General features: G+C 34.0%; 12 protein-coding genes. 6 read left to right on the forward strand and 6 right to left on the reverse strand.

The genetic code is table 11. The features are described from left to right. Positions 1 to 70 precede the first annotated feature (70 nt). Positions 71 to 2,278 (reverse strand): amino acid permease, encoded by a 2,208-nt coding sequence (locus tag UABHE_RS07480; protein ID WP_372369626.1) that lies wholly within the window; start codon positions 2,276 to 2,278, stop codon positions 71 to 73. A 387-nt stretch (positions 2,279 to 2,665) separates the two neighbouring features. Between UABHE_RS07480 and UABHE_RS07485 the strand changes: the two genes are divergently transcribed. Both UABHE_RS07485 and UABHE_RS07490 read left to right on the forward strand, forming a co-directional pair. Next, positions 2,666 to 5,038: a DNA topoisomerase 3 gene (locus tag UABHE_RS07485; protein WP_372369627.1), complete on the forward strand. Its 2,373-nt coding sequence runs from the start codon at positions 2,666 to 2,668 to the stop codon at positions 5,036 to 5,038. Positions 5,039 to 5,467: 429 nt separating this feature from the next. Beyond that, on the forward strand, positions 5,468 to 6,763 hold the full coding sequence (locus UABHE_RS07490; protein ID WP_372369628.1) for a hypothetical protein: 1,296 nt from the start codon (positions 5,468 to 5,470) through the stop codon (positions 6,761 to 6,763). Between the two features lie 387 nt (positions 6,764 to 7,150). Here the strand turns inward: UABHE_RS07490 and UABHE_RS07495 are convergent, their stop codons facing one another. Beyond that, a complete protein-coding gene (locus UABHE_RS07495) occupies positions 7,151 to 8,665 on the reverse strand; it encodes a hypothetical protein (RefSeq protein WP_372369629.1) in 1,515 nt (504 codons plus the stop codon). Between the two features lie 811 nt (positions 8,666 to 9,476). On the opposite strand from UABHE_RS07495, the gene UABHE_RS07500 reads away from it, so the two are divergent. The 3 genes from UABHE_RS07500 (at position 9,477) to UABHE_RS07510 (ending at position 11,198) form a co-directional block, all read left to right on the forward strand. Next, positions 9,477 to 10,280: a hypothetical protein gene (locus tag UABHE_RS07500; RefSeq protein ID WP_372369630.1), complete on the forward strand. Its 804-nt coding sequence runs from the start codon at positions 9,477 to 9,479 to the stop codon at positions 10,278 to 10,280. Positions 10,281 to 10,323: 43 nt separating this feature from the next. Then, positions 10,324 to 10,446 (forward strand): hypothetical protein, encoded by a 123-nt coding sequence (locus tag UABHE_RS07505; RefSeq protein ID WP_372369631.1) that lies wholly within the window; start codon positions 10,324 to 10,326, stop codon positions 10,444 to 10,446. A gap of 140 nt (positions 10,447 to 10,586) precedes the next feature. Then, positions 10,587 to 11,198, forward strand: a complete 612-nt coding sequence (locus UABHE_RS07510; protein WP_372369632.1) for a hypothetical protein — start codon at positions 10,587 to 10,589, stop codon at positions 11,196 to 11,198. Between the two features lie 74 nt (positions 11,199 to 11,272). On the opposite strand, the gene UABHE_RS07515 is transcribed toward UABHE_RS07510, so the two are convergent. The 3 genes from UABHE_RS07515 to UABHE_RS07525 all read right to left on the reverse strand — a co-directional run bounded on the left by UABHE_RS07515 (position 11,273) and on the right by UABHE_RS07525 (position 13,468). Next, complete coding sequence (locus UABHE_RS07515) at positions 11,273 to 11,782, reverse strand: hypothetical protein (RefSeq protein WP_372369633.1); 510 nt, start codon at positions 11,780 to 11,782, stop codon at positions 11,273 to 11,275. 41 nt (positions 11,783 to 11,823) lie between these two features. After that, positions 11,824 to 12,936, reverse strand: coding sequence for an RNA-guided endonuclease InsQ/TnpB family protein (locus UABHE_RS07520; protein ID WP_372371585.1), 1,113 nt, complete (start codon positions 12,934 to 12,936; stop codon positions 11,824 to 11,826). Between the two features lie 142 nt (positions 12,937 to 13,078). Further along, on the reverse strand, positions 13,079 to 13,468 hold the full coding sequence (locus UABHE_RS07525) for an IS607 family transposase (protein WP_372369634.1): 390 nt from the start codon (positions 13,466 to 13,468) through the stop codon (positions 13,079 to 13,081). Between the two features lie 358 nt (positions 13,469 to 13,826). On the opposite strand from UABHE_RS07525, the gene UABHE_RS07530 reads away from it, so the two are divergent. Next, a complete protein-coding gene (locus tag UABHE_RS07530; protein WP_372369635.1) occupies positions 13,827 to 14,300 on the forward strand; it encodes a hypothetical protein in 474 nt (157 codons plus the stop codon). A 70-nt stretch (positions 14,301 to 14,370) separates the two neighbouring features. Here the strand turns inward: UABHE_RS07530 and UABHE_RS07535 are convergent, their stop codons facing one another. Beyond that, a complete protein-coding gene (locus tag UABHE_RS07535; RefSeq protein WP_372369637.1) occupies positions 14,371 to 15,024 on the reverse strand; it encodes a hypothetical protein in 654 nt (217 codons plus the stop codon). Between the last annotated feature and the right edge of the window lie 26 nt (positions 15,025 to 15,050).

A 15,050-nucleotide genomic window follows, 5' to 3' on the forward strand; every position in this document is an offset into this window, starting at 1 on the left:
CACATTTCAGCAACTTAATCACCGAGAATATGATCCAATAAAAATAGAAGCGATCACTCCATCTAATTTTTTAAGAGTTTATCCATTTTTTTGCAGACGCAACTTTATATGCCAGTGCGACAGAACATTTAGATCTTTGGGCGAGAGCAATGCTAAAGTCTCCAAAAGTTGGTTTTTGGGTTAAGCTTGATTTTGTTGCTCCTGCAATCAAAAGATCAAAATTTTCTGACTTGGATATCAAAGTTGTAAATGGATCATCAGAAATAATCATCTCTGCACGATAAATAGAGCGAGAAGTATTTTTTTGAATTGCCTTTATTAAAATTTTATCAGCTAGTTTTCTTTGTTTCTGGCTATAAGCTACCGGCAAGATACTCAAAAAACAAATTTCACTGCCAAATCGATCTCCTAGAGACGAAGCCAATTCAACCATCAAACTTAAATTATCTATCTTACCTCCTAGAGCAACAGCTATTCTTCGTGGTGCAAATGGCTCGGCGTGATTTTTAAGAAAAATAGCACTGACCTTAGTATTTGACAATACTTCGTCGATAACACTTAAACTTTTTGTTGGATCACGATGAAATCCCATGACAATGAGAGAACATTTTTCATCGTGGGCACCATGCACTACTCCCAGTGGTAAACTGCGACTAACGCGAACAACAGGACGAAATTTTATTTCTTTGTGTTCCAAGTATTTTGCACCACTAGATAGAATATTCAGTGCATTTTCCGATGAATGATCAATTGCCTGAATAAAATTTTTGTTTTGTTGCGTTTCACTAACGCAAAGCGCTACAATTTCACCTTTTTCTTCGTAGTGACAGAGTAAAATTTCAGAGATTGTTAATAGTGCCTTTTGCGTTTGTGGATTTGCCATTGGCACTAAAATTCGTTGATTGCCAAAACTCAAAACAGGTTCGTCTTCAACAAGAGCAAAACTTTGCCCTGTTTTTCCGCGGAATTCATTTGAACGAGAATATAAAAGAAATACAACAATACCTATGACGCCAATTTGGCTACCAGTTATGAGTGTCTCTTTTCCCACAGAAATAAGTAAGTACACATTTGCTATTAATGCTACCCAAGGAACAGCACGTCTAGTAAAAGTTATGTGCTCTCCTTGAGAAATTTTATCTTGATGAAGCTTACTTAAAGCAAAAGATAGCGGAAGCATACTAACTAAAAAACAAAAATTGGCAATACGCACAATGATTTCCATTTGTAAGAAAAAAATCACCAAGGAAACAACGATACTCGCAACGACAAAAGCTACTTTGGGTATACCTTGTTCTAGGCGACTAATCGCTTTTCCAAATAAACGATCGCGTCCCATAGCATATATTTGTCTACTTTGACTTGAAAGAGTACTACTCAAAGCCGCTCCTGATGCCAAAAGGCCACCAAAAATAACCAACCATAAACCTACTGTACCACTACTTTTTTCAGCAACAAGTGCGAGAGGAGCAGGATTTTGCGCAAGATCTTGCGCAGGAACTACCAACAGAGCAGCAAATACTACAATAAGGTAAATCGCGGCACTTATAGTGAGAGAAAGTTTCATTGCTAGAGGAACAGTTTTTTCTGGATCCACAACTTCTTCACTATTGTTTGCGATTAATTGATAACCAAAAAAACTAAGATAGATAACACCGATAGCGCTAAAAATACCTGCAGTACCATTTCCTAAAATAGGTGATAACCCTTGTGGATCGGCTTTGGTAAAAGCAATACTCGCAATAATTAGCAATATGAGTACATTTCCTAAGGTAAGAATTTGCTGCATAGCATTTTTCCCTTGGGTACCACGAACGCTCATTAAGGTTAATCCCCAAGTAAGAACAATAGCGATTCCCTGGTAAAGCCATATTATTTGTTCATGACTAAATAAACTTACACTATAAATAGCAAAACCTAAAGCATAGATAGCACAAGCAAAAATGCTTCCTATAGCTAAATGCCAGCCAGTAATAAAACCCCAAAAAGGACCAAGTGATTGGTAAGCATAAATATAACCTCCGCCAGAAGTTGTAATCATACATCCTAAATCAGCGTACATTAATACACTAAGATAGGCAAGAGCTCCGCAAATAAGGTATGATATCCAGACAGCAGAACCAGCTTGTTCAGCAGCTAATCCAACAAGAATATAAATACCAGCCCCCATAATTGTTCCCATACCAAGAACTGTAGAAGAAAATAATCCCATTGTGCGAGCAAATGTAGCTTGCTTTTTTTTGGTTTCTAAAATATTGCGCAGTGACCCTATATCCATATGATATACCTCTAGATTTTACTTTAAAAAGACTATATTGTTCTTTTGCCAAAGATACAATTTCTTGAACAAAAGAAGTCTTCAGTATTATCCTCTATTAAGCTTATTCTATTAAAATCCACAGAGGATTTGGATCTCCTTACAGTATAACCATACTTCGTATTACTTCCATAGTCTTTTATATAAGCCTCTTGAATTTTAATCTTAGATCTTTCCGCTGTTAGGTTATACTTTGGTATAAGTATTGTATAATTGCTTGCTACAAAGAAAATAAACGCGACCAATGAATAAATTTAAAAAAAATTTCGCAACTCTGCGTTTTGGGCAGTAGAATTAAAGCTCGGAATAGGTAATCCTGCCATATCTTTTTTATCTTAGAAGAGTGTTATGAAAGTTGTTTTAGCTGAAAAACCTTCTGTAGCCAGAGATCTTGCCCAACACCTTGGCGCACGTACAAAACGCAACGGTTATTTGGAAGGAAATGGATATTGTGTTACTTGGGCTTTTGGGCATCTGGTGACATTGAAAGAACCTAAAGATTATGATGCAAATTTGAGACGTTGGTCTTTAACGACTCTTCCATTTATTCCTAAGCAGTTTGGATTAAATGTAATTGCAAAGAGTCATACACAAAAACAATTTCAAATTGTATGTCAATTATTTCGCAATGCTCAGGAATTGATTTGTGCGACAGATGCTGGGCGCGAAGGAGAGTTGATTTTTCGTTACATTCAGACAATGAGTGGGTGTAGCGCAAAACCGTTCTTTCGATTGTGGTTGAGTTCTCTTACCGACCAAGCAATCGCTACAGGTTTCAAACAATTGCGACGAGGATCTGATTTTAATAATTTGTATATGGCTGCTCGTTGTCGTAGCCAGGCCGATTGGATAGTTGGAATTAATGCGACGCGCTACTATACACTATCTTATGGACAAGGAATTCTCTGGAGTATAGGACGCGTACAAACACCTGTATTAGCAATGATTGTTAAACGTGAAGAGGAGATAGAGAACTTTGTATCTAGACCTTTTTGGGAGCTGTACACCAAATATAGAGATATAAGTTTAAAATTTTCTGGTAAACGATTTGAGAAGTATGAAGATGCACAACAAATGCTAAAAAAATGTCGAGGGGAAGATTTTTATGTTAAAAAAATTGAAAAGAAAAAAGAAAAGGAAAACCCACCATTTCTCTACGATCTAACATCTTTTCAGCGAGAAATGAACAAACAAAAATCTCTTTCTGCAGATAATACTCTAAAAATATTACAAGTTTTATACGAAAAAAAGTTAATTACCTATCCTCGAACAGACTCGCGTTATCTGAGCAGCGATATGAAGTCAAGCATTCCGAACATATTACACAAACTATCGCAAATTGCTGGCCAAAAGCTATCTCGTTTAAATTTGCAACAACTACCTTTTTCAAAACGCATTATAAACAATGCCAAAGTCAGCGATCACCACGCCATTATCCCTACAGGAAAAATAGTTCATCTCTCAGATATAGAAGCTTTTGTTTTTGATGAAATCGTAAATCGCTTTATTGCCGTTTTTTATCCAGCCTGTGTAAAAGATGCGACATACATAGAAGGTGTGAGCAATCAAGTTCCATTTAAGGTAAAAGGAATTACTATTGTTGAACCTGGCTGGACTGTTTTGTACCCCAAAAAGCAGTCCAAAAGCAAAGATAAAAAAGAAGAAGTAGTTTTACCAGAATTTCAATTGCATGAAAAAGGTCCTCATCAACCATACACAGAAGAAAAAAAAACACAACCACCAAAATCTTATACTGAAAATACATTGCTTGCAGCGATGGAAAATGCCGGAAAAATAGTAGAAGATCAACAATTTAAAGATGCCCTTAAAGAACGCGGTTTAGGCACTGCTGCAACACGCGCATCTATAATAGAGACTCTACTCCAACGAAATTATGTTGTGCGCGAAAAAAAATTGATACGTGCAACCAATAATGGACGCTATTTGGTATCGATCATAGATAATAATTCTTTAAAATCAGCAGAGTTCACCGGAGAATGGGAGTATCAACTCAAAGAAGTAGAACGCGGAAATCTGTCAAGTGAAGCATTTATGGGCAAAATTACAGCTTTTATTACACAATTATTTCAAACGCGCAACCTAAAGGTAAATAGCTTTGTTTGGGGAAATTGTCCTCTATGTAACAGTTCTATTATTAGAGGGAAAAAAGGCTATGGTTGTTCTAAATGGAAGGAAGGTTGTAAATTTGTTTTTTGGCCACAAGTACAAGGACAACTTCTCACTTGTCAACAAGTTCGTGAATTACTGCAACTTGGTAAATTAACCAAACTTCTACCAATACAAAAAGAAAGAAGTGCTGGCCGTTATTTTGTGCAATTAACAACACTAGGACAGACAAAAGCATGGTTGATTACTGACAAAAAATCAAATCACAAAACGTTTTCTAAAACAAAATCCAAAACAAATTTTTCTCCAAAAACAAACAAGTCGAGCTCTAACCAAAAGCAAAAAGTTAAAAGTATAGGCAGTTGCCCATTGTGCAAGAATGTAGTTATCAAAAATAAAAACGGATATCAATGTTCGCAAACTTCCTGTCGATTTTTTGTTCCTCTACAAATAGCAGGAAAAAAAATCCAAAGTCGAACAGTGAGCACACTATTAAAGAATGGGAATACCTCTATACTCAAAGGATTTAAAAACAATCGGGATGAATTTAGTGGTCGGCTTTACTTAGAAAATGGTCGCGTAGTTATAAAATGAGCTGCGATGTCTGTTTTTCTTCTCCTGAATCTTCGGCGCTGTAATATATTTTTTTTCTCAAAAAAATAAGCAATTTTATCTACTAATTTTAAATACTTTACATAAAAAGACTACTTTTATGCACAACTGAGAATTTTTGTGTATACTTTTAGGGCCTATTGTAATTTTCTTTTCCAAATTTTTTCTCCAATTAGGTCTTGTACTAAATTGTATAACTCTAAAGTTTACAACAAATACACTAAAAAAGTAGTAGTGTGTATGTTTATATGTTTTCCATGACGACACTTTGCATCATATCTAAAATTTAGAGCTATTGAGCTATTGGCTCTACTAACCAGAAAGGAGATACGAGGTAGAAAAGGTATCGTACTTTTGGTATTCGTACAATGATTCCCCGACTAAGAAAGTCGCTTTCCTCGTTACAAATCAATGAATAAAATTTTTGTGGTAATGATGTTTATTGGACAAGTCTTCATTTTTGCCAACGAACAACGTATTTTTATTATCAAAACATTGGTTTCCGATTTAAAAACAAATGATGAAGATAAAAAACAACAAGCGAGTAAATTTTTAATAAAACTGGGTAGTGAAGCAGCGCCCTTCGTGACACCTTTGACCAAGTCAGACTCGTTTACAGTGCGTATTCTCGCAATTGAAATTTTACGACAAATGGGAAACGAAGCTCGTGGATCTGTTACTTCTCTTTCTGCAAGACTAGAAGAATTGCTAGACCAATATTGGGAAGAAAATCGCTTAAGACTTATAGGCCATGAAACAGGCCTTCCTGAAAAATATACATATGCACAGAACTATGAAAAAGGCAATCGACGTGAAGAAATAGTTCGAATTTGTTTGGCCATTGAAAAAATAGACAATAAAACTACTATTGAAATTCTAAAAAAACTAGATAGTTTTATTGTTAAAATGATGGAAGATGTGTCAACAGTAATTTACAAATTTACTTACGAATCTATTCTATTACTACGCAATTTTGCTGAGAGTGATAATAAAGAAATTCAAGAGATAGCTAAAAAATATATTAAAAAATTGCTAAAGGATGATGTTTTTAATCCACATTCTGATGAATATAAAACTATCCTAAAACATTTCAGCTACATTGGACCATCGACTCAAGATCAATGGAAAAACATTATCAAATTTATACGGCTTTCGGATGCGAATGAAAAAAATCAAAACGAAGAAAGTCGTACTTTTTCTACACAGGTTCTAGGGTCCCTTTTTGTAAACCGTAAAGATACTCACACGCGGCAACAAGTAATCAAGTTACTAAAAAAATTATCTAATAATGCTACTTTTAGAAAAAGCGCAATACAAAGTCTTGCAACCATGGGGGTTCCTTGGATTGAAGTACAAGAAATTCCAAAAATAAAAGAGTTTCGTGAGTTCTTTTTAGTATCACAGCTACAGGGAGTATACCAAAGTCAAAATATCAGCAATGTTTCGCAAAAAGCCCTAGATGAACTAGCAGCATCAACGCAAAAAAACACTTGTGAAATTTTAGCGCTAATATATGCATGGAAGGGAAACAAAAAACAAGCAACGTCTTATGCTCAAAAAGCTAACGCCTTTGCAACATATAAGGTAGAACTTCTCTTACAAAATAGAACTCCGCTAGAAACAACAATCATCACCGAATCGTGCAGCGATTACGAATTAGAGAAATATTATGAAAACTACGAAGAAGAGTACGAAGAGGAGTATTAAGAAGATAATTGGAAGATGATAAAAAAGACAGTAAATCTAAACTATAAAACTCTCAATAAATAGCCATTTTTAGGTAAAATTTTAGATTGCATTCAACACCTTCTTCACAAAATCGAACAATCCAAATTAGTAGAAATACAGATTAATATATCTTCATTCTACTCGTTTACTATTTGTTTAGCCTATCTTTTGCAAAAAAACTCAAAAGTTTTGAGATTTTTTGCAAAAGATAGCAATATTTACTTAAGTTCACGTAGAATTTGAGTTTCAGAGTAAGAACAGCTTAAGAAGTACATCGTTATAGCTCTGTAACCGAAGACTCGACACCGCTATGATACTCAAAGGCAAGCTGTGTGCTTTTAAAAACTTTTTGCGACTTGCTTAATACTAATCGCTAGTAGTATTCGAACGTTCAAATAGTAAATTATCGACCACAACATGATCAATAGGATCACTTCCGTTAGGATCCTCTACATTAATACCAAAATTTACATTATCGGGAAGATCGATAACTACTTTTGCAATAATTGGTTTGCTGAAAAAAGACCCTACTATTTGATTACTACCACTGTTAAGCGCTTTTGCTTTTACTGTATGTATTAAATTGTCATCTACATCAAAAAAACTTATGCCGGATCGATTTGCTACTTCTACATCAGTAAACACTGCAGAAAAATTGCGCACTAGTGCTGGTGTTATTTGGTCCGCTAGGAAAAATTTAATAGTGATAGAGTCATCAGTGAAAACACCAAAAGTAACAAAAGGGGTGAAATTGTCTGTTCCATTATTTGCGCTAGGGTTCAGGGTTCCATCAACTAGAGTTGCAAAATTGTCTTCGCTAACAGCAACAGGTTCTGGCTCTTCACCTATTGTCAATTGGCGAAATCCTGCGCCCACTAAGAAAAGATTTTTTGGAAAGTTAGCTGTTGCTCCGTTTGTTAGAGCTGTTACTGCAGCGCCATCCCAATTAATACCTGAATCAAAGGTCGCACTGCCAAGACCATTATTTCCAGCAAAAGTTTGCACCAAGCGGTCGGTGTTAATAAAAGCATCGCTGTTGGTATTAAGAATCTCTTCTACAATGTCAGTAGTTGGGTATTCTTCTTCTGATAATGGGAAAAAGATATTGTCAACAGCAACGAAATCACGATCTCCAGGAATATCTTCCAATTCATTGCCAAAATCTTCATTATTTCCTAACATCAACTGAAGAAAAGCTACTTCGTTTTCAGGAAAAATAACTCCAATAAATTGATGTCCTCCGTCATTTCCTGCGGAGAGAAATTCTTCGCGAATAATTTCTCCTTTTGCATTGAAAAAACGCAAACCACTGCGACCATCAATTTCAACGTCTGTAAATATTGCACCAAAACCATTTATTAAGCCTGTTGTTTTTTTGTCTTCTAATTTAAAAACAAAAGTAATTATATTTGTTCCAAACCCACTAAATGTTGCAGGAGCAGTAAAAGCTGTAATATTTGTATTATTGCTTGGATTTACCGTTACACCATCCGCTAAAGTTGCGAAATTGTCTTCTGTAATTGTGGGTTGCTCTTCATTGATAATATTTTGTTGGTCGTCAACATCTCCTATAATAAGTTGTCTCTCTCCTGCACCTACAAGAAATAAATTCGTCGGAAGATTCGCTGTTGCACCTTGGGTGATATTTAATACGGCATTTCCATCCCAATTTATAGAATTAGTTGCTTTTTTACCATCGAGATTAAGGTTTGCATTGTTAAGAGCATTTTGAAAATCGACAATTACTTGATCGTTGATATTGTTTACTTCCCCAGCAAAAACTTGTATATCATCGTTGTTTTTATTGTTGTCATTGTTGTCACTGTTGTCACATCCTATAAGACAGATAATACAGACTATAAAAAATAATCGTTTATTCATGGATAACTCTTTCTTTTCAGTAGCAATTGCTTGACTTAATATCTAATTGTAAGCAATCCGAAGTCAACAATCGAATGTATGAATTGTTATGGTTGAAATTTGCTGTTGTTGTGAAGTTGTTATGGTTGAAATTTGCTGTTGTTGTCAAACTGTTTTAGAATATCTAATAAAAAATATATTCTATGATAGAGTTCTTTGTAGAATTTTTGCATTTAGTTGTAAATTTACTAGCTATGTGATTTAGTATTTAATATGACGTTGAGAATCTTCAGTTTTACGAATTCTCTTAAAGCATTTATAGTTAAGCTAAGGTCTGAAAAACATACTAGAAAGAAGTGGTACCGTCAATATGTTTATTGCTGATATACAATGTTTAATGAAGAAGAAAGGTTGCTGTAAGATTCTTGTAATATTTTTGTAATATTTTAAGATTTGATATGGATTTTAGGGAGTGGAGGTAGGGGCGAAGGCCGGCAGATATATAGCATAGTAAAATTTATTTATGTTCTTTTTAGTTCTATTCATAATCGTGAACGAAAGTCCGCTTATTAAACATTCTCAAAAACTTTTGCGATTTACTTAACAAAAAAATGACATTTTACGAGAATCAGAAGACAAGTTTATGTTATAAGAACAATCATTATTACTACTTTGATCGTATACAACATAGTATTTGTCGCCATAGACTATCAAGTATATAAAACAATGATAAGAATTTTTATTCTGATGGCTGCCTACCTGCCTAGCGATATCTACGATTGTTAGTCTCAATTTTTTAAAAGAAGCTCTTTCACAAAAAAAGAGGATTAATATGGAACACATTATTCATTTTTTTACAAATTTCTATAACCACTTATTTACTTGGGGAGTATTTGAAAATTTGTGGTCAGGTTTTCTAGTTGTAGTGCTTGGTTATTTTATTACACAAATTCCCAAGAAAAGAAAAATGTATCGTTTTTTCGGTTTTCATAGAAATTTTAAACTTAATGTTTATCTTTCTGCATTATTTGTACAAGATAAAAAAACGCCGATATTTAGCCACATGGGATTCAATATTCCTTACAAAGGACCTGTTGTTCCAGAGTGTGAGTTTATCGCAATATCTTTTTTTTCGCGTATATTTAATTTGATTTCAAGAGGAGATAACGTAGGAAGTTCCATTTTAAATAAGTTAGTGCTTGGAGATGTCTCAGTAAACTATCTCAACTCTCCAGCAAGTTCAGAAAATATAGAACATCGTAATTGCATTTGCTTGGGGAGTGCAACGACAAATTCCATGACAGATTTATATACAAGCCGTAATGAAACTATTCTATCGTTTTGTTCAAAGACTTGTACGATTAAAAGCAAAGACGAAATCATAGGCGATCCAAAGGGCGGCGATTATGCTATATTGGAAAAAATATACGATAAGGAAACAGGTATATATGTATTCGTTGCCGCGGGAATGGGAATTTCAGGAACACTTGCTGCAGTATACTATCTTACTGAAAATTGGAAAAAACTCGAAAAGAAGTACAAACATAAAGAATTTGCACTTTGTTTAAGAAGTTGCTTTTACGATCAAAACCCTGAAGGGTATAAAAACGCGAAGATTGTGTTTCAAAACGGATAAAATGGTTACAAAGATATTCAACATATGATAAAAGGAACATGCAATGAAAGTACTTTTTACTATCTCTTGCCAAAAAAACAGCAAACGTAGTTTCTTCTATCAAAAAAAATCTGTTATCGAAATACTATTGTTGAGCAAAATATTGCAATTTTTAGCTCAACAATAGGTGTACAAGGCGACATTGATTAGCAACTGGTTGTAGCTAGGTTTTATAGTTTTTAACATCAAATAATTCCTGGCTACAAAAAAGAAAACATAATTTTATTATTCATAATCATGTTTCCAACAGAATTTGGAGAATACCAAATGGATTATTTTTACTACAAACTTGATAAGAAAAAACGCCAAGAATGGAAAAATTTGGCCAACGAAATGGAATGTAAGTATTTTGAAGAAAAGCAAAAAAGAGATTACTGTGATAACTTTAAAACATTTCAAAGAGGATTAAACTGGGAGTGCTGGAATTTAATTGAAGGTCAAAATCAGGGATGCAACATTGCAGTTATGGAATGTTTCGATGAATCCTGGACCGATGAAATTTTACCAAACTTTACAGCATGTCTTTTAACAAAAGAAAACCTATCTTTACCTAGTTGTTATTTAAGGGACAAAGCTTTCAACTTCACTTTTCTCAAACGAGAAGTTATTATGAAAAAAATAAAATTTGAGAATGATACATTGTTTTCAAATCGTTTTATTGTTATGACAGAAGATAATAATACACAGGAAATGTTTTCCGACTCTGTACGTGCTGAGTTTATAAAACATAAAGAAAAAAAAGTAGTATTTGAATCGCGTGGTAATCAAATTCTGTTATCTCAAGATGGAGATGTTAATATTGAAAAAGTACGTTCAATAGCAAAAAGTGCTTATCACATACTAAATATTCTGCAAGAATATAGTCCTGTTCAGATATGAATTCTGTTTAATTCCGTGTCAAATCAGAGGCAGCAAACGGTACTCTTGAATATATAAAATAACGATGCAATATATTAGTCCTTTTCTGAGGCAACGATTTCAAGGTTAAAGAGAAACTCTTCTAGTTGATTTTTGATAGAATAAATGGCTGATTTTTTGGAAATTTGAAAAAGATGATTTCTCTCAGAAATCATTTCTTGATGAGAAAAAGAATAGCAAAAGTCAAAAAAATAAGAATTGGCTGACAGAAAATAAGTGAGCGGAACGCCTGAAGATAAAAGGAATAAATGCGAATTTTTTCGACCAGAAATTTTTCGAAATAATTTTTTAATTTTAAGATTAAAATGTTCAAGATCGTTATTGGTCTTTGGTAAAAACGGATAAGAGACAAATTGGAAAAGTTTTGGCAACCAACCAAGTAAAATTCTTTTTAGATATACAATCCAATAAACAACAATGTCACTTGATGAATGAAGAGATGAAACGTAAGAACAAAGAGATTTTTTAGCAGAATTTTCACTTGGATAGTTTTTATTAATAATAGATGCGAATAGTCCAATGTCAATTTCTTGTATATTGATCATGTACCGATAAATTTTTGTTAACAAATGCTAACAAATGCAAGCTACAAAGAATGCAGCCAGGGGTTATCTCCCAATGCACGTAGAAAGATTCCACGCGCTCCATTAAAATCGCGATCAATACGCTTCTTACAAGAAGAGCAATTAAAAAACTTGTGTCCACCGATATTTTCTTTAACATAGCCACAAGAGCTACAAGTTTTGGAGGTATATGCTTCGTTTTGTTCGATAACAATAGAAGACAAGAGCTCAGCTTTAGACTTCAAAGTATTTTTGAACTTGAAGTGCGACCAGTTGAGCATTGCTCTGACTGTTTTTGAGCGTATTTTTCGCTTTGAACGTAGCACCATTTGGCTGGTTTCAAAAGGTGGTATAATAATAATTTCAAAATGTTTGCACAAGAAATTGGCAGTTTTGTGATGGATTTCGCTGATGAGATCTTTGATTTTCCATCGCATGCGATCAGCGGCTTTTTTCATACGCTTTTTACGTCGTGATTTTGCTTTCGATATGCGACTGGTAAGTTGATCGAGATGATGACATAGTCGCACAATACGACCAAAATCACCACAGCCGACTTTGCCACAACTGTGTTTGGTGTAAAAAGTTTGAAAAGATCGAACTCCTGGATCTAAGGCAACGATGTCACTCCTTTGGTTTTCAGGTTTCATGACAGGTTTGCCTTCAGGCTTAACAAGAAAAAAACGTCCTTGTTGGAAAACAACGCGGCAATCAAAATAAGCTTTACCAACAACTTCGCGAAGTAACAATTTTCCCATTTTGCGTTTATAAAAGGAATCTTGCTTTACAGCACTTTTTGGAATGTAGATGCACTCATCGCGTTTTTTGCGACTTTTGAATTTCACTTCCTGCACTTTACCAGTTTTTGCGAACTTCTTTTTGGCATTTTGTACAGCTTTGCACGCATCTTTAATAGCAATTGATTTGATTTGAAAAGGAGTTTCTTTTGACCACTCAGGTAGATCATCAAGTATTTGTTTCTTGATTTTCATCCAGCTTGCAGTTGTATTTGGCTGTTTTAGATAGTGAATCGTTTTGTTGTAAACAAACCGAGCGCAACCAAACCAGTGACGTAGAAGTTGCCGCTGTTTTTTGTTTGGATAGAATCTTATTTTCCTGCTTCTTTTTACTGCTATACCTTCGCATTCCGTGAAGTTTACACGAGAATACGTGTATGATCGACATAAGATCTTCTGTGAGCTTTTGTTGTGCACTACTTTTATCTTCTTCGAGAACCACGACTCGCCCACCACCGATTTCCATAATCCACTGGATAAGTCAATATCCAAATCTACTAAGTCTGTCTCTGTGGGTACAAAGTACTTCTTCGATTTCTCCTCTAAGTCCTTGTTCCAGTACTTTGAGCAGCCCTTTTCGTTTGAAGTTGAGCCCTGACCCAATGTCGGTGATGATTTCATGATTTGGATACTTTTCCTTCATAAACTTCTTTTGTCTTTCCAAGTCGTCTTTTTGCTTACTGCTCGATACGCGACAATAACATACTTTTTTCTTTGGCTTTTTATTACCTAATATACTTTCCAAATTGTATCTTCGTTGGTTTGATTTTGTGCGTATTGTTTTGATAAGTCCTTTTTTGTCCCAGTTTCTTAAAGTATTTGCGTGCACTCCTAATATTTCGCAAGCTACTCGACTTGGTACCCACTGCATTTTTTACCCCTTTTTCACTCCCATTTTAACCTTTTTAATATTTGTTAGCAAATGTTAAAATAATAATTACTAGTAAACAACCTTTAATAGAGTAGCAAAATCTTATTTTATTGTTGTTTTTATACATAATTATTTCTATAATGAAACCAAAATAGAAATCAAAGTAAGGTAGTTTCTAAAATGCGCTTAAAGCATCGAGAATACGAAGAAAGTGAATTTCTGCCTTATTTTGTAACAGGTTCTAGTTACAGTTATGAAGTTTTATGGAAAACAATAAATTTCTGTAAGTCGTAAGTAGGCGATAGAATTTTGGGTGTCAGCATAGCTTAATGAATATAAATATTGACTAGGAGTAAAAATGTCACAACAACTTATGATGAGTGAAATTCGAAAAACAACAAAGAATGTGGGATACATAGGTATTTTTCTGTTTTCTATTACACTTGCTGCTTTATTCTTACATATGCTAAGTATTGAAAATTTAACAATACAAATGTCGGTAATTGGACGAACGGTATTCTATATTTTTGTTGTTATCTTTTTGTTACTAGGAGTCTTTTTTATTTACGCAGCTCTTTTTATAAACAATAAAAGAGGAAAAAAATTAATTGTTTATTTAGAAAATGATCCACAAAAAATTATAGATGTTTATCTACAAGAAATTGCTCAAAAAGGAGAAAAGGTTTTTCTTGAAAATGGAATACCACAAAACCGGCCTTTGTATATGATTATCAATTATCAAGATGAAAATCAATACCAGATTAGACTTTCTCCAAACACAATAAAACCGATACTAGATTATGTTTACGAGAAAGCACCGCATTTGAAATAAGAGATCTGCGAAAGTCTCATTCTATTTTTTGCGTATCCTTAAAAACGCAGATACACAAAAAATAGACTTTTTATTTGCGTATTTTTTTTATTATTTGAATTGAAGGATGCCAATCCCACATTGTTTTTGATTTGCCATCTTGTATAAAAAAAGAAGAAAACATACGGTGCTTTAAACTTAAGGAAGTTATCTTTAAATCCTGTACTCTTTTAATTTCACCTTTATCAACCTTGGCATCACTATTATTATCTTGCCATACACTCAAACCTTCAAGCTCTTTACCATCTATAATTTTGTCATTATTTTTGTCAAGAGTAGATAGTTTTTCAAAGCCATTGTTAAAACCTCCTGGACTTCCAAAAAGATTTAATCCATTTATTTCTCCTTTTGTGTATCGCACTAAAAGTCCATCTTTTGGCCCAACCCATTCCATAAATTCAGCAAAGTGATCACCGTTTATGTCGAATGTTGCTGTTCGCACTTTGGGATTAAATCTATGAGGTAACCATTGACCTCCAGAAGCTTGAAGCTTTTTATCTCCATCCATATCAAGCACAATAGGAGTTACAACAGAGGTAAAGTTTTCAACTAAGTTTTCAGGCAGAACAATTAGAGGAATTGGTAATAGATAAGCTTTATCAAAAAATATTTGTTTATCTTCTATTTTGTCTTCAGCGTAAATCCAGCATGAAAGAATGGTAAGTAAAGTAGCAAAATATTTCATTACTTCTCCTATTTACATGTTTATTT

Origin of the sequence: Candidatus Uabimicrobium helgolandensis, from assembly GCF_041508025.1 — a bacterium.
Taxonomy (GTDB): Bacteria; Planctomycetota; Uabimicrobiia; order Uabimicrobiales; family Uabimicrobiaceae; genus Uabimicrobium; species Uabimicrobium helgolandensis.